This is a genomic window from Marinobacter sp. (genome assembly GCF_034669625.1).
Taxonomy (GTDB): Bacteria; Pseudomonadota; Gammaproteobacteria; order Pseudomonadales; family Oleiphilaceae; genus Marinobacter.
Window position 1 is genome coordinate 67687 of record NZ_JAXMOY010000008.1, and the last position, 24866, is coordinate 92552.

25 protein-coding genes and 1 tRNA gene are annotated in these 24866 nt (G+C 55.2%); 17 read left to right on the forward strand and 9 right to left on the reverse strand.

All coding sequences use genetic code 11. The annotated features are described in order from the left end of the window. The first annotated feature begins 20 nt into the window (after positions 1-20). The 4 genes from VOI14_RS09080 to VOI14_RS09095 all read left to right on the forward strand — a co-directional run bounded on the left by VOI14_RS09080 (position 21) and on the right by VOI14_RS09095 (position 3627). Positions 21-1217, forward strand: coding sequence for a multidrug effflux MFS transporter (locus VOI14_RS09080; RefSeq protein WP_323751728.1), 1197 nt, complete (start codon positions 21-23; stop codon positions 1215-1217). A gap of 28 nt (positions 1218-1245) precedes the next feature. After that, positions 1246-1617 (forward strand): DUF393 domain-containing protein, encoded by a 372-nt coding sequence (locus VOI14_RS09085; RefSeq protein WP_323751729.1) that lies wholly within the window; start codon positions 1246-1248, stop codon positions 1615-1617. 103 nt (positions 1618-1720) lie between these two features. Next, complete coding sequence (locus tag VOI14_RS09090) at positions 1721-2389, forward strand: carboxylesterase (protein ID WP_323751730.1); 669 nt, start codon at positions 1721-1723, stop codon at positions 2387-2389. Beyond that, positions 2386-3627 carry an aromatic amino acid transporter gene (locus VOI14_RS09095; RefSeq protein ID WP_323751731.1) on the forward strand — a complete coding sequence of 414 codons (1242 nt, stop codon included), beginning with the start codon at positions 2386-2388 and terminating at the stop codon, positions 3625-3627. Before VOI14_RS09090 ends, VOI14_RS09095 begins: the two co-directional genes overlap by 4 nt. Positions 3628-3761: 134 nt before the next feature. Here the strand turns inward: VOI14_RS09095 and VOI14_RS09100 are convergent. The 4 genes from VOI14_RS09100 to VOI14_RS09115 all read right to left on the reverse strand — a co-directional run bounded on the left by VOI14_RS09100 (position 3762) and on the right by VOI14_RS09115 (position 7594). Continuing rightward, positions 3762-3837 (reverse strand) — tRNA-Phe (locus VOI14_RS09100). Between the two features lie 118 nt (positions 3838-3955). Beyond that, entirely contained in the window at positions 3956-4228 is a 273-nt protein-coding gene (locus VOI14_RS09105) for an oxidative damage protection protein (RefSeq protein WP_323751732.1), read from the reverse strand. Positions 4229-4277: 49 nt separating this feature from the next. Beyond that, complete coding sequence (gene mutY, locus VOI14_RS09110) at positions 4278-5342, reverse strand: A/G-specific adenine glycosylase (protein WP_323751734.1); 1065 nt, start codon at positions 5340-5342, stop codon at positions 4278-4280. Next, complete coding sequence (locus tag VOI14_RS09115; RefSeq protein WP_323751735.1) at positions 5342-7594, reverse strand: AsmA family protein; 2253 nt, start codon at positions 7592-7594, stop codon at positions 5342-5344. The genes mutY and VOI14_RS09115 overlap by 1 nt, the downstream gene beginning before the upstream one ends. 202 nt (positions 7595-7796) lie before the next feature. Between VOI14_RS09115 and VOI14_RS09120 the strand changes: the two genes are divergently transcribed. From VOI14_RS09120 to hisF, 5 genes are all read left to right on the forward strand, one after another. Beyond that, positions 7797-8258, forward strand: a complete 462-nt coding sequence (locus VOI14_RS09120; RefSeq protein ID WP_323751736.1) for an SRPBCC family protein — start codon at positions 7797-7799, stop codon at positions 8256-8258. A gap of 109 nt (positions 8259-8367) precedes the next feature. Next, positions 8368-8961 (forward strand): imidazoleglycerol-phosphate dehydratase HisB, encoded by a 594-nt coding sequence (hisB, locus tag VOI14_RS09125; RefSeq protein WP_323751737.1) that lies wholly within the window; start codon positions 8368-8370, stop codon positions 8959-8961. 29 nt (positions 8962-8990) lie between these two features. Then, positions 8991-9632 (forward strand): imidazole glycerol phosphate synthase subunit HisH, encoded by a 642-nt coding sequence (gene hisH / locus VOI14_RS09130; RefSeq protein ID WP_323751739.1) that lies wholly within the window; start codon positions 8991-8993, stop codon positions 9630-9632. 20 nt (positions 9633-9652) lie between these two features. Next, entirely contained in the window at positions 9653-10390 is a 738-nt protein-coding gene (gene hisA, locus VOI14_RS09135; protein ID WP_323751740.1) for a 1-(5-phosphoribosyl)-5-[(5-phosphoribosylamino)methylideneamino]imidazole-4-carboxamide isomerase, read from the forward strand. A gap of 9 nt (positions 10391-10399) precedes the next feature. Next, entirely contained in the window at positions 10400-11173 is a 774-nt protein-coding gene (hisF, locus tag VOI14_RS09140; protein WP_323751741.1) for an imidazole glycerol phosphate synthase subunit HisF, read from the forward strand. Here the strand turns inward: hisF and VOI14_RS09145 are convergent. The 4 genes from VOI14_RS09145 to gpmM all read right to left on the reverse strand — a co-directional run bounded on the left by VOI14_RS09145 (position 11170) and on the right by gpmM (position 16177). After that, on the reverse strand, positions 11170-11934 hold the full coding sequence (locus VOI14_RS09145) for a divergent polysaccharide deacetylase family protein (protein ID WP_323751815.1): 765 nt from the start codon (positions 11932-11934) through the stop codon (positions 11170-11172). The genes hisF and VOI14_RS09145 overlap by 4 nt on opposite strands. 53 nt (positions 11935-11987) lie before the next feature. Next, complete coding sequence (locus VOI14_RS09150) at positions 11988-13376, reverse strand: S41 family peptidase (protein ID WP_323751742.1); 1389 nt, start codon at positions 13374-13376, stop codon at positions 11988-11990. A gap of 96 nt (positions 13377-13472) precedes the next feature. Next, positions 13473-14573 carry a murein hydrolase activator EnvC family protein gene (locus tag VOI14_RS09155; RefSeq protein WP_323751816.1) on the reverse strand — a complete coding sequence of 367 codons (1101 nt, stop codon included), beginning with the start codon at positions 14571-14573 and terminating at the stop codon, positions 13473-13475. 56 nt (positions 14574-14629) lie between these two features. Next, on the reverse strand, positions 14630-16177 hold the full coding sequence (gene gpmM, locus VOI14_RS09160) for a 2,3-bisphosphoglycerate-independent phosphoglycerate mutase (protein WP_323751743.1): 1548 nt from the start codon (positions 16175-16177) through the stop codon (positions 14630-14632). A 162-nt stretch (positions 16178-16339) separates the two neighbouring features. Between gpmM and VOI14_RS09165 the strand changes: the two genes are divergently transcribed. The 8 genes from VOI14_RS09165 to VOI14_RS09200 all read left to right on the forward strand — a co-directional run bounded on the left by VOI14_RS09165 (position 16340) and on the right by VOI14_RS09200 (position 24444). Next, entirely contained in the window at positions 16340-16756 is a 417-nt protein-coding gene (locus tag VOI14_RS09165; RefSeq protein WP_323751744.1) for a rhodanese-like domain-containing protein, read from the forward strand. Between the two features lie 136 nt (positions 16757-16892). Further along, entirely contained in the window at positions 16893-17390 is a 498-nt protein-coding gene (gene secB, locus VOI14_RS09170; protein WP_323751745.1) for a protein-export chaperone SecB, read from the forward strand. A gap of 135 nt (positions 17391-17525) precedes the next feature. Continuing rightward, positions 17526-19508 (forward strand): TonB-dependent receptor, encoded by a 1983-nt coding sequence (locus VOI14_RS09175; RefSeq protein WP_323751746.1) that lies wholly within the window; start codon positions 17526-17528, stop codon positions 19506-19508. A 41-nt stretch (positions 19509-19549) separates the two neighbouring features. Beyond that, positions 19550-20680, forward strand: coding sequence for an HmuY family protein (locus VOI14_RS09180; RefSeq protein ID WP_323751747.1), 1131 nt, complete (start codon positions 19550-19552; stop codon positions 20678-20680). Positions 20681-20683: 3 nt separating this feature from the next. Further along, on the forward strand, positions 20684-21757 hold the full coding sequence (locus VOI14_RS09185; protein WP_323751748.1) for a hemin-degrading factor: 1074 nt from the start codon (positions 20684-20686) through the stop codon (positions 21755-21757). Continuing rightward, positions 21754-22602 carry a heme/hemin ABC transporter substrate-binding protein gene (locus VOI14_RS09190; protein ID WP_323751749.1) on the forward strand — a complete coding sequence of 283 codons (849 nt, stop codon included), beginning with the start codon at positions 21754-21756 and terminating at the stop codon, positions 22600-22602. Before VOI14_RS09185 ends, VOI14_RS09190 begins: the two co-directional genes overlap by 4 nt. Then, positions 22592-23629, forward strand: a complete 1038-nt coding sequence (locus VOI14_RS09195; protein WP_323751750.1) for an iron ABC transporter permease — start codon at positions 22592-22594, stop codon at positions 23627-23629. Before VOI14_RS09190 ends, VOI14_RS09195 begins: the two co-directional genes overlap by 11 nt. Further along, entirely contained in the window at positions 23629-24444 is an 816-nt protein-coding gene (locus VOI14_RS09200; RefSeq protein WP_323751751.1) for a heme ABC transporter ATP-binding protein, read from the forward strand. Before VOI14_RS09195 ends, VOI14_RS09200 begins: the two co-directional genes overlap by 1 nt. On the opposite strand, the gene trmL is transcribed toward VOI14_RS09200, so the two are convergent. Continuing rightward, positions 24402-24866: a tRNA (uridine(34)/cytosine(34)/5-carboxymethylaminomethyluridine(34)-2'-O)-methyltransferase TrmL gene (gene trmL / locus VOI14_RS09205; protein ID WP_323751752.1), complete on the reverse strand. Its 465-nt coding sequence runs from the start codon at positions 24864-24866 to the stop codon at positions 24402-24404. The genes VOI14_RS09200 and trmL overlap by 43 nt on opposite strands.

Here is a 24866-nt window from a genome sequence, read left to right on the forward strand (position 1 = left end):
CTAATAAAAGGAGGTAGACCTTGTCCCATTTTCAACTCGCTTTACTGCTTGGTATGACCGTCGCTCTGGGGCCTTTGGCTCTGGATGCTTACTTGCCGGCTTTCCCGAGTATTGCCCGAGATTTCGCGGTTCCTCATGCAAGCGTAGGGCTGACGCTAAGTGCTTATGTCGCCATTATGGGGCTTGCGCAGCTGGTGGGTGGCCCTTTGTCCGATCGATACGGGCGTCGGCACATATTGCTGTTCGGTTTGGCGGTGTTCGCCGTTGCCTCGGTGATGGTGGCCCAGGCGGGAGCGTTGAGCGAAATGGTGTTCTGGCGCGTGGTGCAGGGTTTTGGCGGCGCTTTCTGTGCCGTTTCAGTGCCGGCGATTGTCCGGGATCAGGTTGGTGGACAAGAAGCTGCCCGGTTGTTCGGTTTGATCGGCTTGATCATGTTTATTGCCCCCGCCGCGGCTCCGGCACTGGGTGCTGCCATGCTGGCGCTCGGTCACTGGAACTGGATCTTTTTGGTGTTGGCGGTGTACAGCGTCTTTTTGGCGGTGGTGCTAAAGCTGGCGTTGTTTCCTAGGCTCAAGCCCAGGCCGAGAACTTTCACGCCAGTGAAAACGCTGGTAACCAATTACATGTTGGTGCTGCGCCATAGAACCACCATGCGTTTTGTGGGTATTCAGGTGTTGTGCTTCAGTTCCATGATGCTCTTTATTACCCACTCTTCCTTTATTTACCAAGAATGGTTTGGTGTATCGAACAGTGCCTTTGCGATGTTGTTTGCCGCTAACATTGTGCTGATGGCGGTGATGAATCTGGCGAACCGACCGTTGCTTCGACGGTTCTCATCCGTTGTCCTGCTCAGAGCTCAGGTGTTGATGCAGTGCACGGCTTTTTTGTTGCTGGTAACGGTGGTTTTGCTTGGCGGGCCTTTCTGGGCGGTGGCCGCATGCTTTATTGCCGCAATTGGCTGCCAGGGCGGTATTGTGCCCAATAACATGGCCAACGCGCTGGAGTTCTTTCCGCACCTTGGCGGCACGGCTTCCGCTATGCTGGGCGCATCCCAGTTCACCATTGCCGGCATCGTGAGTGCGGTGTCGTCATCCGTCAGCGGAGATGCTCTATTGCCAATCGTGGTGAGCATGTTGGTGTGCTCGATAGGTGCTGTACTGCTGGCGTGGGGTGCGCCAAAAGCCGTGGCTCGGGAGCCGGCGGTTTCGTCCAGCTAAATGCAGCGTTTTTTTAACGGAGGGCTCTATGGCTCAGGCTAAAGACAAGTTGTTGGTTTTTTACGATGGTGCCTGTCCGACCTGCATCCGAGATCGCCGTTGGTATGAAAAACTGGCTGGTCGGGGCGGAGACTCTGTTGGCTGGCTGGACATCACCGGACGCGACGAGGAATTTAAAGCCCAGGGTGTAGACCCGGATAAAGCCCTGAGAGAGCTTCATGTGAAAGACAGTGAGGGTAAGATCCATCAGGAAATGGACGCCTACATCTTGCTGATGTCGCGGGTGCCGGTACTGAAGCCGTTGGCTTGGCTGATTGGACGGCCGATTATTCGCCCCAGTTTGGCGGCACTTTATCATCGCTGGGTTGCTCGCAGGCTCTCCACACGCTCCGAAAACTGAAATCCCGGGTCAACTTGTTGACTCAAACGGCCGGATCACTGGTGTAGAAAATTATCGAAGCTGTATGATGCGGCCTCTATTTACCTAATTGACGGGAGACCCCATGGCAGAGTTGAACGCATTGCAGATCGATACCGGTCCTGAGCCCGCACACACCGTTATCTGGTTGCACGGTCTTGGTGCCAGTGGCCATGATTTTGAGCCGGTGGTGCCCGAGTTTGCTTTCTCCCGCGACACACCGGTGCGGTTTATCTTTCCGCACGCTCCTGAACTGCCCGTAACGATTAACGGCGGTATGGTGATGCCTGCCTGGTACGATATTTTGGCCATGGATGTCGATCGCAAAGTGGACGCCGAGCAGCTTCGCGCTTCTGCGGCGATGGTAGCTGACTTGATCAAGGCCGAGCGGGAGCGAGGTATTGCCAGCGAGAACATCATCCTTGGTGGTTTTTCTCAGGGCGGCGCCGTGGCGTACGAACTTGCTTTGAGTTACCCGGAACGTCTGGGGGGCTTGTTTGCATTGTCCACCTACTTTGCCACCGCAGATTCGATTGAATTGAGTGAAGCGAACCGCAGGCTACCGGTTTTTATTGGTCATGGCCGGTTTGACCAAATTGTGATCGAGCGTTTGGGGCAAGCTGCACATCAGGCCCTGCAGGAGCTCGGCTTTGAGCCTGAGTACCAAAGCTATGGCATGGAGCACAGCTTGTGCCTGGAAGAGGTGAGGGATCTGGACGGCTTTTTGGCAAAGCGGGTGACTGAAGCAAAGTGAACGATCAGCCTGCATCCAAGCCTGCGCCGTCCCTGATGGGTGGTGCAAGTATCATTGCCAGCGTTTGCGTGGGCGCAGGTATGCTGGGCTTGCCCAGCTCCGGGGCCGGAGCCTGGACAGTCTGGTCCGGCATGGCGTTGCTGCTTACCATGGTGGTCATGACGCTATCCGGTTGGATGCTGCTGGAGGCTTTCAAGCATTTTGATTTGCGGGCGTCGTTCAATACCGTCACCAAATCTTTGCTGGGTGCCCGGGTGAATGTGTTTAGTAACCTGACGGTTTATTTTGTGGGTGGCATTTTACTGTATGCCTACATCACCTCGTCCGGTTTGATCATTCAAAGCATGACCGGTGTCGACAGCAAGCTGGCATCCGTGGTTTTTGTGCTCCTTTTTTCTCTGGTTGTTTGGCACTCAACGCGCGCGGTAGACCGGCTCTCGGTGGTACTGGTCACCTTTATGCTGCTCAGCTTCGTGCTGGGGGTGTCTGGTCTTGCTGCCCGGATAGATCTCGGCACCCTTTTCGATACAGCCAACGTGAATGGCCAATACGCGCCCTACGCCATGGCCATGTTGCCAGTGGCTTTAACCTCATTTGGCTACCATCACTCGGTCGCGTCATTGCGCGCCTATTACGGCGAAGAGCGAAAGGCACAGAAGGCAATTCTTGGCGGCACAGCGGTGGCGCTGAGCTTCTATCTTGTCTGGCTGGTGAGTATCTTTGGTAATCTGCCGCGGGCGGATTTCGGTCCGGTTGTGGCTCGGGGTGGTGATGTGGATGTGCTGTTGGCCACGCTTGGGTTTGCCATCGATTCAGAGCGAGTGGCTACGACAATCAGTGCCTTCTCGTCTGCTGCGATCCTGTCGTCTTTCGTCGGCGTTGGCTTAGGGACGTTCGATTTCATGGCCGATCTGGTCGGTTTCAACAACGATCGCAAAGGGCGCGCTAAAACCTGGGCTATTACGTTTATCCCGCCGTTGTTGCTGTCTCTGCTTGCTCCATTCGGTTTTGTGTTGGCAATAGGCTATGCCGGTGCGGCAGCGGCCATATGGGCTTGTATCGTGCCGGCGCTGCTGGCCCGTAAATCAAGAATGCTGGCAGATGGCTATACTGGCTTCTTGGCACCGGGTGGCAAGGTCGCCATTATTCTGGTGTTGGTCTTTGGGGGGGCGACCATTGTGTTCCACTTTATGGGGCTGGCGGGGTTGTTGCCGGAGGCTGATCTGGCGGTTATGTAGGTTCTGGGCTGGATCTTTAAGGGTGAGCATGGATACCGCGCCCGATTTATGCTGAATCGGCTTGCCTGTTGCTTACATTGTTTTCTTCAGAAACGAAAAAGCCCGCTAAAAAGCGGGCTAGATCGTGAAATTAGTGGTGCCCGGAGGCGGAATCGAACCACCGACACGAGGATTTTCAATCCTCTGCTCTACCGACTGAGCTATCCGGGCGTGTTGAGCTATGTGCTTCAACGGGGCGCTATTAAACCGGTTTAGGGTTTGCGAGTCAAGGCCAGTCGGCAAAAATTTCTTAAAATTTCCTTGCTTGATCAGACCTTGACCAAAAAGCTTACTTTTCGGGCGGTACGTACCCTTCGGCCTTGTCGAAAGGTTCGTTATTAAAGAAACGATCCATCTGGGCTTGCAGATACTTACGGGTGTTCACATCCATCAGACTTAGGTGCTTTTCGTTGATCAGCATGGTCTGCTGGTTCTGCCATTCATCCCAAGCGGCTTTGGAAATGTTTTCAAAGATATCCTGACCTTTGGGGCCGGGCATCGGAGGCATGGACAGGCCTTCCATTTCCTTCTGGTACTTTCGGCAGAATACAGTGCGGCTCATGATGGCTCCTGTGTTGAGGTTGTTGCTGCGAGCATGATAACAGATCGGGTTAGAGCAGGGTGCTTTGCTCCGGCTCGGTCAGCAGGCTACGAATGGGGGCTGGTAGCCCCAGCGCCAACGCTTCGTCTCGATGCAGCCAGCGTTGGCTACCTGAGTCTGTGATCTTCGTGCTGCCAAAAACTGGCATGCGTGCGGGTTGTATGTGCAAGTGGTAGTGGCTGAACGTGTGGCGAAAACCGCTGATCAGTTCAGGGTCGCGGCACACTAGTCCCAGATCTTTCTCACAGGCTTCCTGGAGCTCTTCGGCACCGTAGGCGGGGTCCAGCTCGGGAAGGCTCCAGAGGCCACCCCAAATGCCGCTGGGCGGACGCCGCTCCAGCAGGATCCGGCCTTCAGTGTCTTCAAGTATCAGCATCCAGGTGGTTTTTTCCGGCTTTTGTTTTTTCGGTTTGGAGCCCGGGTACAGGTGAGTTTGCCTTTCGGCGTAGGCGGTACATCCGTTGCCAAGGGGGCAGCTGTCGCACTTGGGTTTGCTGCGGGTACACACCATAGCGCCCAAATCCATAATGCCCTGGGTGTAATCGCGCACACGCTGATCGGGTGTGTGGGTTTCGGCGTGTTCCCACAGCTGTTTCAGTACGGCGGATTGCCCCGGCCAGCCGGATACGGCGTGGTAACGGGCCAATACGCGCTTTACGTTACCGTCCAGAATCGCTGCGCGCTTTCCGAAGGCTTGAGCCAGAATGGCCGCTGCGGTCGAGCGGCCGATGCCGGTGAGTGACTCCAGTGTTTCCTGGTCTTGTGGGAACTCGCCGTTAAAGTTTTCGACGATTTGCTTGGCGGCTTTGTGCAGGTTGCGAGCCCGAGCGTAGTAACCAAGGCCGGACCAGTGGCTGAGAATGTCATCAACAGGCGCCGAAGCGAGTGCATGAACGTCCGGGAAACTGATCATGAAAGCTTCAAAGTAGGGAATGGCCGTGGCTACCTGGGTTTGCTGAAGCATGATTTCAGAAACCCATACCCGGTAGGCATTTCGGTCATAGTGCCACGGCAGGTCGTGCCTGCCGTGTTTGTCGTACCAGTTAAGCAGATTGTCGGCGAATCGGTCGGGCATTAGTTGAACAGACCTTTGAGAGCATCTTTAACTTTTTCGCCTTCTTCGCCGAGTTTCTCTTTCAGCTTTTCGTCGACCTTATCTTTGGCTTTCTGTTTGGCTTCTTCGACCTTTTCTGCAGCTTTGGCCTTGGCGCTGTCGAGCTCTTCCTTTGCTTTCGCTCGTGCGGCATTGGCGGCAATGTCTTTCAGTGCATCGCGGAAGCGGGATCCGTCAAAAGAACACAGGCCGGCCGGGTCGTCAGCGAAGTTACCACGGCACTCGACCGGAATAACCACGTTTTTGACGTATTCGGTGGTGCGGCAGGCCTGATCGCGGTGGATGTCGCCAATGATCCGTAGCCCGACCTCGTAATCGAGTTCGCTTTGATCCAGTTCAACGGTACCGTTGCCTTCTAGGCGCATGCCGGCTAATTCTGCCACCAGATCGGTGTTGTTCAGAGTGTTGCCGTCGATCTTCAGGGTGCCGCGCATGTCGTTGAATGGCGTAGCTGTGCCCCAGTCCGTAGCAGTCAGCTCATCCTGATTGACCAGGGCGATACCCTGGCAGGCCATGCGGGTCAGGTTCATTTTCCGGAACTCGCCCTCGGCCAGGTTGAAGTTGATTTCGCCCTTGGCGTTATTGCGCAATGCGGAGATGCGATTGCCGTTGGTGTCTACGGCCAGTTTCAGGTTGGCACCGCCGGACAGCATGTCGACTTCAGCGAGTTGGGTGAGCAGCGGCAAGGTCTGAACATTGCTGACGTCAGAGCGGATGTTCCACTTCGGGTTGTCCGTGCGGGCGTCAATCGTGACGTTGGCGCCGAAGGTGCCGTAGTAAAGCTTGCCACTGAACTCGTCAACCTTCAGCAAGCCATTTTTAGCAGTGGTGCTGGCTTTGATTTCGTTGATGGTCAGGTTGCTGACAATCAACTCGCTTAGGCCGAAGTTGACGTCGAGCAGCAGCGAGCGCAGGGTTTCCAGTGGCAGCAGATCGGTTTCCGGCTGGTTGGCCGAGGCGGTTTCTGTTGCCGGGTTTTCGGTCTCGCTTTCAGACGTGGCGGCCGGCTCTGCTTCGGTAGCTGGTGGTAAGTAACGGTCTGCGTTCAGCTTGTCGCCTTGCAGGTTGAATACGAGGCCGCCGTTGCTCAGGGTATAGCTGCCGTTACCGTTGAAGTTGGTGTCGTCCAGAGCAATCTTCAAGTCGCTTAACGCTACGGTTCCGGGCTCGCCGCCAAGGTTAGTAGAAAACGCGATGGCTTTGAGTACATCCGTGTCTGCGGTTTCAATGGCGGGCTGGCCAAGATTGCTAAGAAGCTGCTTCAAAGAAAACTCGGAAATCGCTAGTTGGCCATCCAGTGCGGGCTTTTCGCCGAAGCCTTTTACATTGAGATTGGTGCTTAGCTTCAGATTGGCCAGAGTGGCTGTGAAGTCGCTCAATGACGCGGTTTCATCTTCGAGGTTTGCGGCTAGTGATCCGCTTAACTCGGCTGTTACAGCTTTGCCGCCAAACGGTTCGCCGTTCATGTCGAACACAGCTTTTAGACCGGATACTGCAAATTCATTCAGCGCTTGATTGGCTTTCAGGTTGGCGCTGATGCTGCCATCAACTGCCAGCTTCGGCTGAGCTGTTTCCACTTTAAATTGGATGTCCAGCGGGAACTCCGAGCCCAACGTGATGTTGCTGGCCGCCACAGAAAAGTCTTCCAGTATTACCGACTGCCCCGTGCTCAGGTCGTTGTAATGAATCTGGGCATTGCTGATTTCCACGTTCTCGACGTTGAAGTTAAGGGCTTCACCACCTTCGGTGGCCTCCGCTGTTTCCTCTGTGTTTGTGGGCGCTTCAGTGGTTTCCGCCATCTCAGGTTCTGAATCATCGGCTGGTTTTTCGACCATGATTCGCGACCAATTGCCTTCTCCCTGCTTGTTTACTTCGAGGTGTGCTTCCAGACCGCTGAGGACGAAGGTGTTGACCTGCGGTGACATGGTGATCAGCGACCAAAAATCGATCTGGGCAATCAGTTGTTCGAGCGCTACAAAGCGCTCACCTTCCAGTGTTGCCTCTACGGTATTCAGTTCGAGGCCAAGGGGGATGAACGACCAGCCAATGTCGCCGTCCAGAATCAGGTCCAGGTTGGTTTGCTTTTCGACTACTTCCTCGATCTGCGGCTTATAGTCATTTGGATTGATCACGGCGACAGCAATAGCAACGGCTGCGACCGCCAGAATGACAAGGCCGATGATGGCATAGAGCGCGTAGCGAATGACTTTCATTACGGAGTTCCTTTTCTTCCCTGGTTGGAAAGTTACCTGATGTATTGCGAATGAATTACCCAAAGGATAACGCAGGGTTACTAAATTAACAGTGCAGGAATATGACAATGCGGTAGTCTTGGTTCAAAATACACCGCAAATCGTGTCGGGGAAAATGCTTTGACACGCAAACTAGCATAATAAACATAACAAGGAGTCGGATGTGGCTATCACTGTTTCAATTGAACTGAACCGTGAACTGGACATTCAGGCAAGCTATGACGAAGTGTTCGACCTGCTGGCAGATGTGCCTGAATCCGTCAGCCATTTTCCCAAGGTGGAAAAGCTGGTTGATCTGGGCGACAACACTTATCGCTGGGAAATGGAAAAGGTTGGTATTGATAAACATGCCATCCAGTCTGTTTACGCCTGTAAATACTATGCAGACAAAGACGCCGGGAAAATTACCTGGGAGCCGGTCAAGGGTGAAGGCAATGGTGTGGTGAGTGGTTCTTGGGTCATTAGCGCCAAAGACGCGAACACCACGAGTTTGCGCTTCCAAACCAGTGCAGCCCTGACTCTGCCCCTGCCGAGCTTGCTAAAACTCGCCATCAGCCCTGTTATCAAGCACGAGTTCAATAGCCTGGTTGACACCTACATGAATAACCTGAAAAACGCGTTCTAAGCCTAATTCAAGCGATAAAGCCCTTTGCGGGACTCCTGTTGTGTAAATCGGTATAATTCGTAAACATCAAAGTTTTCGGTAGCAAGCCAGTTTTTACAACGGAGTCTCCATGGCTGAACGTAAGGCTCGGGTAGAGCGAAATACCCTAGAAACCCAGATCACTGTTGAGATCAATCTCGACGGTACCGGCAAAGCCCGTTTCGACACAGGCGTGCCTTTTCTCGAACATATGATGGACCAGATCGCCCGCCATGGTTTGATCGACCTGGATATCACCTGCAAGGGCGATACCTATATTGATGACCACCATACCGTGGAAGATATCGGTATCACCTTGGGCCAAGCCTTTAAACAGGCCGTGGGCGATAAAAAAGGGATTCGTCGATACGGCCACGCCTATGTACCTTTGGATGAAGCTCTGTCCCGCGTTGTGATCGATCTGTCAGGCCGTCCAGGCTTGTGCATGAACATACCCTACACCCGTGCTGTTGTTGGCGGTTTTGACGTGGACCTGTTTGAAGAATTCTTCCGCGGGTTTGTGAACCATTCGATGACAACCGTGCACATCGACAACCTGAAGGGTAAAAATACCCACCACCAGATTGAAACGGTGTATAAAGCATTCGGCCGTGCCCTGCGCATGACGATTGAGATGGACGAGCGCATGGCCGGTATCATGCCGTCTACCAAAGGCGCTCTGTAAACCGGTTGCCAACAGGAATCTGAACCACCATGAAGACCGTCGCCATCATTGACTACGGCATGGGCAACTTGCACTCCGCGCGTAAAGCCGTGGAACATGTTGCCCCGGATTGCACCGTGCTGGTCACCGACAACGCCGATCAGATACGCGAAGCCGACCGGGTGATCCTGCCCGGCGTTGGCGCCATCCGTGATTGCATGGCTGAAATTCGCCGCTTGGGAGTGGATAAGCTGGTTAAAGAAGTCTCCCAGGATCGCCCGTTCTTGGGCATTTGCGTTGGAATGCAGGCGCTGATGGCCAGAAGTGAAGAAAACGGCGGCGTCGAAGGCATCGGCCTGTTTCCCTCAGAAGTACGTTATTTCGGTGACAACCTGACCGAAAACAATGAGCGCCTGAAGGTGCCTCACATGGGTTGGAACCAGGTTCACCAAGCCATGGGCCACCCGTTATGGCACAACATCCCTGACGGTGACCGCTTCTACTTCGTGCACAGTTACTATGCCGAAGCCAACGGCAACGCTCACATGGCTGGCCGCACCCATTATGGTGTGGATCTTGCGGCTGCGGTGGCGAAAGACAACATTTTTGCAGTGCAGTTCCACCCGGAGAAAAGCGCAAGGGCGGGTCTGCAATTACTGGAAAACTTTACAAACTGGACTGGAAACCGCTGAACGCGGGCAGGGAACAAGACATGCTGATCATCCCCGCAATTGATCTTAAAGACGGCAAGTGCGTAAGACTGCGCCAAGGCCGCATGGACGACTCCACCGTGTTCGGAGACGACCCTGTCGACATGGCTACCAAATGGGTCGAAGCTGGCGCCCGCCGCCTGCACTTGGTCGATCTCAACGGCGCTTTTGCCGGTGAGCCTGTTAACGGCGAAATCGTTAAAGCCATCGCCAAAAAGTACCCGGACCTACCGATCCAGATCGGTGGCGGCATTCGCTCGGCTGAAACCATCGAAGCTTACCTGAAGGCGGGCGTTCAATGGGTCATCATCGGCACCAAAGCGGTTAAAGAGCCCGAGTTCGTTACCGAAATGTGTAAACGCTTCCCTGGCCACATCATCGTGGGGCTGGACGCCAAAGACGGCCGAGTAGCCACTGACGGCTGGGCTGAAGTCTCAGAAGTGATGGCCGTTGATCTGGCCAAACGCTTCGCCAACGACGGCGTAGATTCCATCGTCTACACCGACATTGCCCGCGACGGCATGATGCAGGGTGTAAACGTGGAAGCCACAGCCGCTCTGGCAGAGCAGGGTGGTATCCCGGTTATCGCCTCCGGCGGTGTCACCAATATGGACGACCTGAAGCGTCTGGCTACTGTGGCAGACAAAGGTATCCTTGGCGCCATTACCGGTCGTGCTATCTACGAAGGCACTCTGGACGTGGCGGAAGCTCAGGCCTACTGCGACAGCTTGAATAACTGAGGACACATCATGGCACTGGCAAAACGCATCATTCCCTGCCTTGATGTAGATAAAGGCCGCGTGGTTAAAGGCGTAAATTTCGTGGATATCCGTGACGCCGGCGATCCTGTGGAAGTGGCTCGGCGCTACAACGAGCAGGGTGCTGACGAAATCACCTTTCTGGACATTACGGCCAGTCACGAAAGCCGCGATACCACCTATGAAACCGTAGAGCGTATGGCGGCGGAAGTCTTCATCCCGCTGACCGTTGGCGGCGGCGTGCGCACCGTCGATGATATTCGCAATCTGCTGAACGCCGGTGCCGACAAAGTGTCTATCAACACTGCGGCGGTATTTAATCCGGAGTTCGTGCGCGAAGCCGCGGAGCGATTTGGTCGTCAGTGCATTGTGGTCGCCATTGATGCCAAACGAGTCAGTGCCGAAGGCGAAGCGCCCCGTTGGGAAATCTTCACCCACGGTGGCCGGAAGCCGACCGGTCTTGATGCCGTTGAATGGGCTGAAAAGATGGTCGAAATGGGTGCGGGTGAGCTGTTGCTGACCAGTATGGATCGTGACGGAACCAAGATCGGTTTTGACCTTGGCTTAACTCGCGCCATCAGTGATGCGGTATCGGTGCCGGTGATTGCTTCGGGCGGGGTAGGTGAGCTTCAGCATTTGGCTGATGGCGTTACCCAGGGTGGCGCTGATGCCGTGTTGGCGGCGTCTATTTTCCACTTCGGGCAGCACACGATTCCTGAAGCCAAAGCCTTTATGAAGGCTCAGGGTATCGAAGTCCGCGATTAATTGCTTTTGGCGTAAGCAGGTCGAATGGCCTGCTTTTCCCCTTCTGCAAACATCTCTCGATTGTCGTTGCGAATCGCCCAAATCCCTCGAACGGTTGCAATGGCAATGCCCTGTTTATCCAATTCCGACAAGTGCTTTTCAAGGTAGTCCACCGTGACGGTGTGCGGATGGCCGATTCCGATGGCGGTGCCTTTTTCTTTTGCGGTTTTGATCAACCGCTGGAATTGCTTGTCAACAAACGCTTCCGTTTGTTCGTGGTCGAGAAATACGTCGCGGGTCAGGCTCGGGATTTGGTAAGCGCTGGCAACGTCTCCGGCCACAGAGCTGGCAATGGTGCGGCTATCAACAAAGTAAACCGGATAGCGGCTCAGCTCTTTCATCACCCAGTCCATAGGTTGCAATTGCTGGGTTAACAGGCTGCCCATGTGGTTGTTCACCCCTGTTACATGGGGGATGGATTGCAGCGCGCGCCGGAGGGTAGTGGTCACGGTCGCTTCGTCCATGTCCGAGGTCAGTCCGCCCGGACCCAAACCGAAATTACGGGTGTTGGCCATGGGTGCATGCAGCATAATTTCTTTATTATTCGAGTAGGCCTCTTTGGCCAAGCGCACCGTGTGGCGGCGATAGGGTAGGAATGCCAGCGTAAGCGGCTGGTCCAGTTGCACCAATCGCTGACCTTCATGCAGGTTGTGACCTACATCATCAATGATGATAGCGATGGTCGGCGGTAGGGCTTCGGCCGGTGTAGCGCTGTATGCCACTCCTGAACCAAGCGCTAAAACCGCAGCAAGCGCGAAGCCTGTGAGACGCCTGTTCACTGCTCGCTGTCCTTGGTGCCAGACAAAATGCTCATGCCTTTCAGCAGGTTCAGAGCGGAGCGCAGCTGATAATCCCGGTCTTCTGATGACTTGCGTGCTTGCTCATTTTGCTCGCGCTCTTGGCGAGCTTTCTCTTCATTCTCACCTTCCAGGTGACCACTTAAATCAGCCTCGGTAAAGAACGGACGGCTGTCCAGTTCGGTCAGTTCGGCTGGGCGGACTTCGATATCGGGGGTGATGCCTTTTGCCTGAATCGAGCGGCCGTCTGGCGTGAAGTAGCGCGCCGTGGTCATCTTGATGGCGTGGGTTTCGTCCAGCGGAATGATGGTCTGTACGCTGCCTTTGCCAAAAGACTGGGTGCCCATAACAACCGCCCGCTTATGGTCTTGCAAGGCGCCGGCAACAATTTCCGAGGCTGAGGCGGAACCGCCGTTAATCAGAACCACAATGGGAGTGCCTTCCATAAGGTCACCTTTTTTAGCGCTGAATCGAAGGCGAGAGCTTTGAATGCGGCCCTCGGTGTAAACGATCAGACCGCTATCGAGCAGGGCATCGGAGGCTTCAACCGCGGCTTGAAGAACACCGCCCGGATTGTTGCGCAGGTCAATCACCAGGCCCTTAAGGTCGTTGCCGTAATCCTCTTCCAGTTTGCGCAGTGCCTGCCGGAACTGACGGCCGGTTTCAGCCTGAAATTGGGTGATGCGAACGTAGCCATAGCCGCTTTCCAGCATGCGAGATTTTACGCTAGTGACTTTGATGATATTTCGGGTGACGTCAATCTCGATGGGGGCGTTTTGGCCGTCACGCATGATGGTCAAGGTGAGCACCGTGCCGGGTTTGCCGCGCATCAGGCTCACGGCTTCTTCCAGTGACATACCTTTCACCGGCTTTTCGTCGAGCTTGATGATCAAGTCGCCGGCTTGTACTCCGGCCTTTTGGGCCGGAGTGTCGTCGATCGGGGAGATGACTTTCACGAAGCCATTTTCCATGCCCACTTCAATGCCTAGGCCACCGAACTCGCCGGAGGTGCTTTCTTCAAGCTCTTCGTAGTCTTTCGGGGCGAGGTAGGTTGAGTGTGGGTCCAGGTCGGAAAGCATGCCTTTGATGGCGCTTTCAAGAAGCTCGCTGTCGGAGACTTCTTCTACATAAGCGCCTTTGATTCGGGCGAAGACTTCGGTGAACTTGCGCAGGTCTTCCAGTGGAAGCTGTTTCTCCGGGTCCGGTAGCTTAAGTTCAACCTGCTGGCCATCTTGCAGGCCTTGGATCACCTGATGGGGTTGGCTGTCTTGGGCGAAAGCCAGTCCAGGAAAAGTGAAAGAACAGGTTGCCACGAGTGCGAGATAGCGTAATGGTGAAATCTGGAGAGAGCTTGGGACCCGTTTCATTCACATACCCTGTTTGGTTTCCAATAGTTGGACGCGAAAATTGATAGCCACAGTATGGCGTTCACAAGAACGTTTGTCAGCCCTTCAGTTCTCAGCTTAAAGTTTGTTTAGCCAGGTGCGCGGGTTGACCGGTTTGCCGTTCTTGCGCACTTCAAAATAGAGCGCTGGATCTTGAGTGCCACCGGTGCGGCCAGCCAAAGCAATGGTTTGGCCGGGTGTCACCCAGTCGCCAGGAGAGGTGAACAGGCTGCTGCTGTGGCCGTATAGCGTCATGTAGCCATCGCCGTGGTCGATGATGGTCATCAGGCCGAATCCGCGCAGCCAGTTGGCAAAGACTACCCGGCCATGGTGTACGGCGGTTACCTCGGCTTCTTCCGCGGTGTTGATGATCATGCCGTTTCGGCGCAGTTTGCCGTCAGCGTAAAGAGCCCCGTATTGGCTGGCCACTTTCCCTTGTACCGGCCAGCCGAGTTTGCTGCGTTGTGATTTAAAGGGGCGTGACTCGTTGGGAGACGGGATGTTGGCTATCGCCTGCTGGACTTCTTCGAGGAGCTTTTCGAGCCGTTGTTGATCCGCTTCGAGGGTCTTCTTTTCATCGCGGCGTTCTTGAATGTCGCTCTTCAAGGCGATCAAGGTTTTGTTTCGCTCTTTGCGACTCTCGGCCAGGCGGCCTTGGCGTTGCTCCAGGCCGGCTTCGGTCTTGGCCAATTCTACCCTTGTCGCCTGAACGTCAGCGCGAGCTGCTTTTAGTTCACGTAAGCTTTGCTGGAAGGCTTCCAGTCGTTCGACGGTATCTTTGCTCAGATACTCGTAATAGGTCATGGTGCGAGCAAGGTTGCCCGGTTCGGTTTCGTTCAGCAGAACTTTCAGGGCGGGGGCCTCGCCTTCCATCCAGGCCGCCCGGATTTGCTTCATCAGGCTTTGGCGCTGAATGTTCAGGGTGTTGGCGAGTTCGTTCTCTTGCTTTCTCAGCTCGCCCAGCCGCTTTTTCTGCTCGGCCGCCTGATTGCGAAGCTCTCTGCGTTCCCGTGTGAGTTTGCTGATGTTCCGCTCGGTGTTGGCGAGCTGTTGTTCCAGTTTTGAGCGGTCTTCTTCTGCATCGGCCAGCCACTCATCGATATTGGCGATGCGCTGCTTCAGCGCATCAACCTGTTCGGGCGTGACGTCCTGCTCGGCATGCAATGGCGCAGCCCCCATGAGGAGGGCCAGCGCCAATACCGTAAGACGTTTCAAAATACTCGCCGTTATAACAATCAGCCTATGTCAGCCAGATTTTGTCCGGTCATCTCTTCCGGTGCTTTATCTCCCATCAGAGTCAGCAGCGTGGGCGCGATGTCGCTCAGGCTACCGCCATCTTTCAGGGTGACCGCGCGAGGGCCGGTATAGACCAGAGGCACCGGGCCGATGGTGTGAGACGTGTGAACCTGACCCGAAGTGGGGTCGGTCATCTGCTCGCAGTTGCCATGGTCAGCAGTGATCAGTGCTTCACCGCCCACTTCGTTCAGCGCTTCAACCACACGCTGCACGCATTGGTCGAGGCACTCGGCGGCTTTGATTGCAGCGTCCAGCTTACCTGTGTGGCCAACCATGTCGCCGTTGGCGTAGTTGCAGACGATCAGGTCGTACTTGCCGCTCTTGATCGCTTCTACCAGTTTGTCGGTGACTTCCGGTGCGCTCATTTCGGGCTGCAGGTCATAGGTGGCGACTTTGGGAGACGGCACCAGAATGCGATCTTCGCCTTCAAATGGGGTTTCCATGCCACCGTTGAAGAAGAACGTGACGTGAGCATACTTCTCGGTTTCGGAAATCCGAAGCTGGGTCTTCCCCAGTTTCCCCATGTATTCGCCCAAGCCGTTGGTTAACTGTTCGGGGGGGTAGGCGCAAGATGTCTTAATGTCAGCCGCGTATTCCGTCAGCATAACGAAGTCCGCCAGTTCCGGGTGCTTGCGGCGATCGAAACCGTCGAAATCCGGCTCTACAAACGTGCGCGTCATTTCCCGGGCGCGGTCGGCACGGAAGTTCATGAAAATGACCGCGTCGCCATCGTTGATAGTGCCTTCCGCTTGGCCGTCTTTATGGATGCGGGTCGCTTTCACGAACTCGTCGTTCTCGCCGCGCTCGTAGGCTTGTTCCAGTGCGGTTACCGGGTCGGCGCAAGTGAACTCGGCTTCGCCCAGAGTCATTACGTTGTAAGCGGCTTCTACACGGTCCCAGCGGTTATCACGGTCCATGGCGAAATAGCGTCCGACGACGCTGGCAATGCGGCCAACGCCCAGACTTTCCATCTTGGCCGCGGCTTTCTCCAATGATGGACGAGCGCTGCGCGGGGGCATGTCGCGGCCATCCAGGAACGCGTGGATATACACTTCTTTCGCGCCGCGAGCGGCAGCCAGTTCAGCGGCCGCCAGAATATGATTCTCGTGGCTGTGGACACCGCCGGGAGACAGCAAACCCATAATGTGAACCGCTTTGCCGTTGTTGGCGGCTTTATCGATAGCGTTGCACAGGGCCGGGTTGTTCTGGAACTCGCGGTCTTCCAGATCTTTATCGATGCGCGTCAGGCTCTGATACACCACCCGGCCAGCGCCGAGATTCATATGGCCGACTTCCGAATTGCCCATCTGGCCTTGGGGTAGGCCGACAAACATGCCTGAAGTGTTGATCAGAGTTTTCGGCTGGTTGTGCCAGAGCGTGTCCCAAAACGGGGTGTTGGCGTTTGAGATGGCGTTGTCGTCAGCCGGGTCACGGTGGCCCCAGCCGTCGAGGATAATCAGTGCAGTGGGCTTACGCGTCGCGGTCATCGTATTGTCCGGTTGGTTGTAGAATTGACGAATAAAAAGTGGGGTAGATTGTAACCGTTTTCATTTGTTCAGGCCACGCGGTAAAGCTCAGGGCTCCTCGCCTTCTTTGAGCGGGTGTGGGTGTGTATAATCCGGCCAAACTAATTTTCAGGGTAGCGCTCCATGGATCGTCTGTTTGAATTTGTTGTTAATCACTACATTCTGGTGTCAATTTTCGTGGCTCTGATTCTGGCGATTCTGCTCCTTGAGTCTCGTCGCGGTGGCGCAAAAATTTCTGCCCAGGGTGCGGTTAGTCTGATTAACCGGGATGAAGCTGTGGTGCTGGATATTCGTGATCGCAAAGACTTTGGTGAAGGTCGCATTACGGGTGCGATCAACATTCCGTTGAGTGGCCTGAAAGATCGTCTTAACGAATTGAGCAAGCACAAGGAAAAGCAGGTTGTGGTGGTGGATAAAATGGGCCAACACTCTGCGATGGCGGTCAAGCAGCTTAAAGAAGCCGGGTTTTCAGATGTTGTTCGTTTGAACGGCGGCATTGCCGACTGGAAGGCCAGCAACTTGCCTCTGGTTAAAAAGTAATAGGGCTTGATCTGATCGGCGATCTATCGCACTGTTTCATATTACTTGTCCGGAGCAGGCGGTAGACTGTCCCGGCAACGCGCGAACAGGACAATGGGCTCTGCCCATGCTACGAAATAAAACGAAAGGACGGATCATGGCTGAGAATCAGCAAGCCGCAGGCAACGAAAACCAGAACCAACCCCAGTTTGCCCTTCAGCGTATTTATGTGAAGGACCTCTCTTTTGAATCACCGAATGCCCCCATGGTGTTTCAGGAGCAGTGGAAACCGCAGGTAAACCTAGACCTGAATACCGCTCACACCAAAGTCAGCGACAACCAGTACGAAGTGGTGCTGTCGATGACGGTGACGGCTAAGCTGGACGAGAAGGTTGCGTACATTGTTGAGATTCAGCAGGCCGGTGTATTCATGGTGGCTGGTATCGAAGGTGCTCAACTCGGTCAGATGCTCGGTGCTTATTGCCCGACCATTTTGTTCCCCTATGCGCGTGAAGCCATTGATGGAACCGTGAGTAAAGGCAGCTTCCCAGCGTTGATGCTGGCGCCGGTGAACTTTGACGCTATCTATGCTCAGGCACTGAAGAAGAAGCAAGAAGAAGCGGCCGGTGAGGCCGGCTCAGAGCAAACGCACTAAGCATTCCGCGTTTCCAAACAAAAAAACCGGCCAAGGCCGGTTTTTTTGTGCCTGTTTGATTATTGTCAATAAAGAGTTGACGAAATATGTAAACTAAATAATAATCGTTCGCATTACGATTATTGGTGATAGTTTATGTTTAATCAAAAACGGGCGCATTTCTGTTTGCCATTTGCGCTAGCGTTGCTGGGGAATGTCGGGATAGCAGAGGCTGAGGCTCTTTATCTGGATGAGCTGGTGGTTACCGGTACTCGCAGCGAGCGCTCGCTGCTTGATACGCCCGTGCGAACTGAAGTGGTCACTGCCCGGGAACTGAAGAGTACCCACGCTCGCAGTTTGAAAGAAGCGTTGCAGTATGTGCCCGGGCTTCAGCTTCGGGAGATTCATGGCAAACCCGGTTATGAAGTTTGGCTTCAGGGCGTCGAGGCCGATCGCGTATTGGTTCTGATCGATGGTATGCCCATGACGGCAACCACCGGTTCAGCTACTGATGTTAGCCAGCTATCGGTGCTGGACATCGAAAAGATTGAGGTGGTTAAAGGCGCGGTCTCGGCACAGTACGGCAGTTCTGGAATCGGAGGTGTGATCAATGTGATTACGCGCCCGACCCAGCCCGGTATGTCGGGAGAGTTCACTGTCGATGCAGGCTCTTATGGTGACCAGAACCCCTCCGGTGATGCGGCCGATCCGGCGCGTTACAGTGCTCGCGCGACAGTTCAGGGCGGTGTCGATCAGCTAATGCTGCGGCTATCGGCTTCACAGCAGCATTCGGACGGTATTGATCCGGAGCCTGAAAACTGGTCCCAACCTGGCGACGAGTATGATCGGACAGATCTCAGTTTGAGAGCTGATTGGGCATTGGCAGACGAACACCGACTCAGCGCTGCGATTGCCCGCTTCGAGGAAGATTCCGAGTCTCGATATCGGCTTGCCCCCCCGGTGAACGCTGATCAAGGTAAGCGCGAGACCGTACAGAGAACCCGGTTTTCTATTTCTGGTGATCACGGCCTTGCTGGCGCTGTGCGTGCTGGCTGGTCTGCCATCCACGAAACGCTCAATGACGATACTCTGAAGTACTCCGCAAGCGGTCGCTTTGATGACCGGCGCGCTGAATCAGCATTGTCCAAATTTTCGGCCGATCTTGGTAGTCCATTCGGGGCTCGTCATTACTTGCAGGGTGGGGTGGATTTTAGCAAAGGGACGCTCGACCAGACCATTGACGGAACCTCTGAGTTAAATGGTCGGCAGGAGCGTGAAGGCCAAGAACTTTGGTTTCAGGATACTTGGATGGCGACCGGGAATCTGGAGCTGATTCCCGGCGTGCGAATCCAGAATGACTCCAGTTTCGGAATCCATACCGCACCAAAGCTTAACGCTCGTTATGACCTTTTCCAAACTGACACCTTGAGTGCTTTCATCAGAGCCGGTGCCGGTGCAGGTTACCGGGTGCCCAACCTGAAAGAGCGTTATTTCCTGTTTGATCACAGTTCTTTGGGTTACATCGTGAAAGGCTCGGAAAGCCTGAAGCCAGAGGAGTCGCTGAGTTACCAGTTGGGGGCCGGAGTGTCCCGAGGGCGTACCGTCTGGTTGGAAGTCAATGCCTTCTATAACGATATCGAGCAGTTGATCCAAACCTCTGATACCGGCGAGGTCAACGATGGTGTGGCCGAATACCGGTACGAAAACATCGCTGAGGCCCGAACCTGGGGCTTCGAGACAACTGCGGGCTGGGAGCCGGTCGCGCCGTGGCGCTTTACCGCGGGGTACACCTATACCCGCACCGAAGACAAGCAAACCGGAGATGAGCTCAATCAACGGCCCCGGCATCAAGCTGACTTGGGTGTGGATGGCCCGCTGCCTTTGCCAAGCCTAACGTGGAGTGCTCGTGTTCGTTATCAAAGTGACGAGTACACCAACGCATCCGAAAGCAGTAAATCCCCCGGTTACACCACCGCCGATCTTAAGCTCAATTATCAGCTCTCCGACCAAATTCGACTGTTTGCCGGGGCTGACAATATCACCAATGAGCAGCGCGACTTTTCTAATGCCGATGAAGACCTGCGGCCCGTAGCCGGCCGCTTTGCCTACGCAGGACTGTCGGTTTCGTTCAGTAAATAAGCCCACTCCCTTAATGATAAAGGACTAAAAGGAGATTACCGATGACACTTTTTGATGCTCGACCACCAACGCTTGTATTTACGGTACTCATGCTGGCCGCCTGTGGCGGGGGCGGTAGCGAAAAAGACATTAGCAATGCCGACGCTGCCGAAGAACCCGAGCAGGAAGGTATATCGTCCAAGCAGTTGCCGGCCGCCAGCGAGACGGTCTACCTGAATCTGGAAACCGGGGCCTTTGTGGAAGCAAATGGCGATTGGCATATCGCGGCGAATCGTTTGAGTTTTCAACTAAACGGAGGGGCTTCTGGCGACAGCACGGTCGGTGGTGCAATAGCCGTTGAACAGAGCGATTTTTACGACGCAAACGGCGAACCTGATGTCAGTGTGTTTACCAATGCCACCGCCAACTCGGAAGAAGAGCATCTGCTGGGTGTTTTTCAAGAGCCGGACGCTTGGCAGCAGGACGCTTTTTACAGCGCATTCGGCGCTGCTGACGTTTGGTCGACGTACGACCCGGCTACAGGTGTGATCTCCGAGAAAGAGGACGTGGGTTACCTGGTGCGTTCTGCGGAAGGCGATAGCTATGCTCGTATGCGTGTGGTGGATTTCAATTTCCCTACCCGGGCGGGCAATGGCATAGAGAGCTTTACGTTTGAGTTTGATGTGCAAGCTGCCGGAGCGAGTCAATTCAGCTCTACGCCTATTGTCTTCGCAACGCCACCCGATTATGACGGAACAGATGCTTGTTTTGATTTTGATGCTGCAAACGTAGTCGATTGCGCCAGCAGTTCGGCTTGGGATGTCCAAGTGGGTTTCTCTGGGCGAGATTGGTACCTGAAATCGAGCAGTAGCGCATCGGGCCAGGGTGGGGCTGCGGGCCCGATGCCGTGGGCCGAACTTGCGTCCTATAACGCTGATCCCGGGGTGCCTCAGCTGTACACCACCGACTCTACCGGAGGCGTCTTGTCAGAGTACCCCTGGTATGCCTACAACCTGACCGGCCAACACAAAATCTGGCCTAACTTCCGTACCTTCCTGATCAAGTCTGACGTTAGCGACACTGCCTCGAGCGTATGGGCACTGCAAATCGTTGGTTATTACGACGAGAGCGGCGCCAGTGGGCAGCCGGTTGTGCGTTGGTTAGAAGTTAATCCCGAACAAGCTCAGGAGTAAGGTATGGAATCGGCAATGATGGATAAAGAGGTGGGCGAAAAAACGCTGGCGGAATGCTGGGAAGCTTTGCTGGCGACACAGCCAAATATGAGGATTCGCTCGGCGGCCGATGTGTTAGGTGTCAGTGAAATGGAATTGGTGCGGTTGCGTGGCACTGATGCGTTGATTCCTTTGCAGGATCGCTTTCCCGAGCTTCTCGAAGCGCTGGAGAGTGTTGGCCCGGTAATGATCCTGGCGCGTAATAACGAGGTGGTTCATGAAGTGACGGGCACCTTCAAAGGCTTTACCACCGGGAAATCCGGTGTGATGGGGCTTGCGGTCGGGGAGATCGACATCCGAGTGTTTTTCACGCATTGGGCTTGGGGTTACCGGGTTCAGGAGCAAGTGCGCTCTGGTTGTCGGGAGAGTTTTCAGTTTTTCGACCGATATGGAGCCGCGGTTTTCAAGATTTATCGGGTGGCTGAGACCGATGCGGCAGCTTGGTCGCAACTGACTGAGACTTTTGCCGCTGATCGGCTGGCGCCTTTCGAGCCTTGCGGTAAACGCCCGGTGCCTGACCGTGCGGAAGCTGGGAGTGTCGACGTGGACGCGCTGCGTGATGGTTGGCAGAACCTGAAGGACGTTCATCATTTTCACGCATTGCTGAAGCGAGTCGGGGCTGACCGGTTGACGGCGCTGGAGCTTCTGAGGGGCGAATGGGCGACCGAGCTGCAATGTGCCGGTGGTGATGTATTGGATCACCTGCTTGAGTTATTGCGGGATAAGCGCTGTCCGGCCATGTTTTTCGTGGGTAATCCGGGCATTGTCCAGATTTTTACCGGGCAGGTTGCCAATCTGAAACGCTCGGGTCCTTGGATGAACGTGCTGGATCCAAGCTTTAACTTGCACGTTAACACCGCGCAGATCACTTCCTGGTGGCTGGTTCGCCGGCCATCTTCGGATGGCACCATTACCTCTGTCGAAGCTTTCAATGCAAACGGTGAGTTGGTGCTGACGGTGTTTGGTGAACGCAAGCCGGGTATACCGGAATCCGAACTCTGGCGAGAACAGGCGGCCGCTCTGGAGGCTGTTTCATGAGAGCACGGATATTGCTGATGGCATTGAGCTGGTTGATGCCTGTCTTGGTTCAAGCTGAGCCGACGCGGGTGGTGACCGCCGATGGCGCCATTACTGAGACCGTCTATCGGCTGGGAATGGAGTCTCTGTTAGTTGCTGTCGATACCACGAGCGGTTTCCCGGAAGAAACCCAATCGTTGCCCAAGATCGGTTACTTGCGCGCGTTGCCCTTTGAGGGGGTGCTTGCAATGAGGCCGGACGTGTTGATTACGTCGGAACAAGCGGCCCCTCAGGATAATCTGGACCGGCTGGTCAAGGCCGGCGTGCAAGTGGAAACGCTGCCAATGGCGTGGACACCAGAAGCTTCTCTGGAACGGATCGTTGCAGTGGGAGACATACTCCACGCACGCCCTCAGGCCGAAGCTTTGGTCACTGAGCTTTCGTCAAAGATTAGTCGGGTCCAGCAGGATGCAGCCAATCGCGTGAAGCGTCCCAGAGTGTTGTTTATTCTGGCCGCCGGCAATCATTCAGTGATGCTGGCGGGGCAGGGCACTGCAGCTTCGGCATTGCTGGATACCGTGAACGCCGATAACGCTGTGACGGCAATTCAGGGTTATAAGCCGGCCAGCCGAGAAGCAATTCTTGCCTCGCAACCGGACGCCATTGTTATTGCTGAGTCGACGCCGGGGCAGTTCGATATCAATAAATGGCAGGAACTTGCTCACCTGGATGCCTGGAAGTCGGGGCACCATATGGTGGCCGACAGCATGCTTCTGTTGGGGTTCGGGCCCCGATTGCCCGAAGCGATGGATGCGCTAAACCGGGTTTTGCCTTCCGGCTCTGCCGTGGTGAACGATGATTCGTGACGCGGCTGGCCGCTTTGGCTACACCCCTGCTTTGATCATCGTGGTGTGTGCAGCAGTATCCATCGCTTTGCTATCGGTCGCCAGTGGGGCATACCCATTGGCGATCCCCGACATCCTAAGGGTACTTGCGGGCAGGGAAGCCAGCGATCCGGTGGCCTCTCTGGTGTTGCTGGAAGTGCGTATGCCCAGATTCCTGTTGGGGTTTCTGGTGGGAGCTGTGCTCGCCGTCTCCGGGGCTTTGCTCCAAGGGTTATTCCGTAACCCGCTGGCTGACCCGGGCTTGATAGGTGTCTCGGCAGGGGCGTCTTTGGCCGCCATCATGGTCATTGTGCTGGGCGGTACCTGGCTGGGAGGCTGGCTGGAATTCGCAGGAGAATGGGCATTGCCCATCGCGGCATTCCTTGGCGGCAGTGCGACAGTGTTTCTGGCTTGGCGAATTGCCAATCGAAGCGGACAAACGCAGGTGGCAACCTTGTTGCTTTCGGGGATTGCCATCAATGCGATTGCGGGGGCGGCGACAGGCCTGCTGACTTTTTATGCAACCGATGATGAGCTTCGATCGCTGACCTTCTGGACCATGGGTAGCTTGGGTCATGCCGATTGGGATGATCTGTTGATCGGCGCCCCGTTTATGATTCTGGCACTGATTGTTGCTCCCTGTTTGGCGCGGCCTCTGGATGCGTTTTTGTTAGGGGAATCCGTGGTTGGGCATCTTGGTTATCCAGCAGACACCGTGAAGAAAGCAGCGATTTTGGTCGTTGGCCTTGGCGTTGGTGCTGCCGTTGCTGTCAGTGGTTTGATTGGCTTTGTCGGGTTGATTGTGCCGCACCTGGTTCGCTTGGTGTTAGGTGCCAGTCATCGCGTGGTTCTGCCCTTTAGTGCCTTGATTGGCGGCACCCTGTTGGTCGCGGCAGACTCACTGGCGCGAGTTGTGGTGGCGCCCGCAGAGTTGCCGATAGGATTAATGATGGCGTTGATTGGCGGCCCGTTTTTTCTTGGGCTGCTGATGCGGCGGAAGGTGGTTTAATGACTTTGCTAGTAAACAATCTCAGTGTATTGCTGGGAGGCGTGACGATTGTTCGTGACATCAATCTGTCGCTTGAGCCGGGTGAAGTGATGATGTTATTGGGGCCGAACGGTGCCGGAAAATCGACCTTGCTGAGGGCCTTGTCGGGGGAGCTGCCCTTCTTGGGACAAATCGTCATGGCGGGGCGCCAGCTTGTTGATTGGAAACCGTCGCAACTGGCACGCCGACGTGCGGTGATGCCTCAGAAAGTGGACGTAAACTTTCCATTGACGGTGGAGGAAGTGATCGCCATGGGGAGGGCTAGTACTTCTAAGGGCAAACCGGATGGGATAATCGACCGGCTTATGGTGGAGCTGGATATTACTCACCTTCGTCACCGCATGGTGCCCGGACTGTCAGGGGGAGAGCAGCAACGTGTTCAGTTGGCCCGTGTTCTGGGGCAGATTTTGGATACTTCAGGGCCGCGATTGCTATTGCTCGATGAATGCACTTCAGCTCTTGATCCCGCACACCAGCAATTGGTCATGGAGGTTATACAGCGATTGGCGCGAGAGCAGGGCATAGCCGTACTCGCGATTGTTCATGACTTGAACCTGGCGGCCCAGTTTTCGGATCGTCTGCTGATCATGCAGGCAGGGCGGTGCTTCCGTGAAGGTACCGCCCCGGAGGTACTGACCCAATCCGTGCTGAAAGCCGTGTATGGCTACCGGGCGAGGGTGATTTCACTGCCGGAAGGTTACCCTCTGGTCGTACCTCTGGGCAGCGGCGACGCTCAACTGGCGTCGGGGAAACCGAGTTGTCGCCAAGCTTCGTAAACGAGCACTGCGGCGGTGTTGGATAGATTGAGGCTGCGGCTTTCAGGGCGCATGGGCACCCGAAGCCTGCGATCTTCGGGAAGTCCGTTCCTGACGTCTTCCGGCAATCCGCGAGTTTCAGGGCCAAACATCAGGTAGTCGCCGTCCTGATAGGCAACCTCATGGTAATGCCGAGAGCCTTTCGTGGTGAGCCCGAACAGGCGCTCGGGTTGCTCTGCTTCCAGAAAACTCTCGTAATCCTTGTGGATCTTTACCGTGGCGTATTCGCTGTAGTCCAACCCGGCACGCCGCATCTGTTTGTCTTCGAGAGAAAATCCCAAAGGCTCGATCAGATGCAGCTGACAGCCTGTATTGGCGCAGAGCCGGATAATATTGCCGGTGTTCGGCGGTATTTCCGGCTCATACAAAACAACGTGTAACAC

Bases quoted from the DNA above. Each gene is read 5' to 3' on its own strand.
- VOI14_RS09085 (WP_323751729.1), top strand. From the start codon at position 1,246: ATGGCTCAGGCTAAAGACAAGTTGTTGGTTTTTTACGATGGTGCCTGT.
- VOI14_RS09090 (WP_323751730.1), top strand. From the start codon at position 1,721: ATGGCAGAGTTGAACGCATTGCAGATCGATACCGGTCCTGAGCCCGCA.
- VOI14_RS09105 (WP_323751732.1), bottom strand. From the start codon at position 4,228: ATGAGCCGCACTGTATTCTGCCGAAAGTACCAGAAGGAAATGGAAGGC.
- mutY (WP_323751734.1), bottom strand. From the start codon at position 5,342: ATGCCCGACCGATTCGCCGACAATCTGCTTAACTGGTACGACAAACAC.
- VOI14_RS09115 (WP_323751735.1), bottom strand. From the start codon at position 7,594: ATGAAAGTCATTCGCTACGCGCTCTATGCCATCATCGGCCTTGTCATT.
- hisB (WP_323751737.1), top strand. From the start codon at position 8,368: ATGGCTGAACGTAAGGCTCGGGTAGAGCGAAATACCCTAGAAACCCAG.
- hisH (WP_323751739.1), top strand. From the start codon at position 8,991: ATGAAGACCGTCGCCATCATTGACTACGGCATGGGCAACTTGCACTCC.
- hisA (WP_323751740.1), top strand. From the start codon at position 9,653: ATGCTGATCATCCCCGCAATTGATCTTAAAGACGGCAAGTGCGTAAGA.
- hisF (WP_323751741.1), top strand. From the start codon at position 10,400: ATGGCACTGGCAAAACGCATCATTCCCTGCCTTGATGTAGATAAAGGC.
- VOI14_RS09150 (WP_323751742.1), bottom strand. From the start codon at position 13,376: ATGAAACGGGTCCCAAGCTCTCTCCAGATTTCACCATTACGCTATCTC.
- VOI14_RS09155 (WP_323751816.1), bottom strand. From the start codon at position 14,573: ATGGGGGCTGCGCCATTGCATGCCGAGCAGGACGTCACGCCCGAACAG.
- gpmM (WP_323751743.1), bottom strand. From the start codon at position 16,177: ATGACCGCGACGCGTAAGCCCACTGCACTGATTATCCTCGACGGCTGG.
- VOI14_RS09165 (WP_323751744.1), top strand. From the start codon at position 16,340: ATGGATCGTCTGTTTGAATTTGTTGTTAATCACTACATTCTGGTGTCA.
- secB (WP_323751745.1), top strand. From the start codon at position 16,893: ATGGCTGAGAATCAGCAAGCCGCAGGCAACGAAAACCAGAACCAACCC.
- VOI14_RS09175 (WP_323751746.1), top strand. From the start codon at position 17,526: ATGTTTAATCAAAAACGGGCGCATTTCTGTTTGCCATTTGCGCTAGCG.
- VOI14_RS09180 (WP_323751747.1), top strand. From the start codon at position 19,550: ATGACACTTTTTGATGCTCGACCACCAACGCTTGTATTTACGGTACTC.
- VOI14_RS09185 (WP_323751748.1), top strand. From the start codon at position 20,684: ATGGAATCGGCAATGATGGATAAAGAGGTGGGCGAAAAAACGCTGGCG.
- VOI14_RS09190 (WP_323751749.1), top strand. From the start codon at position 21,754: ATGAGAGCACGGATATTGCTGATGGCATTGAGCTGGTTGATGCCTGTC.
- VOI14_RS09195 (WP_323751750.1), top strand. From the start codon at position 22,592: ATGATTCGTGACGCGGCTGGCCGCTTTGGCTACACCCCTGCTTTGATC.
- VOI14_RS09200 (WP_323751751.1), top strand. From the start codon at position 23,629: ATGACTTTGCTAGTAAACAATCTCAGTGTATTGCTGGGAGGCGTGACG.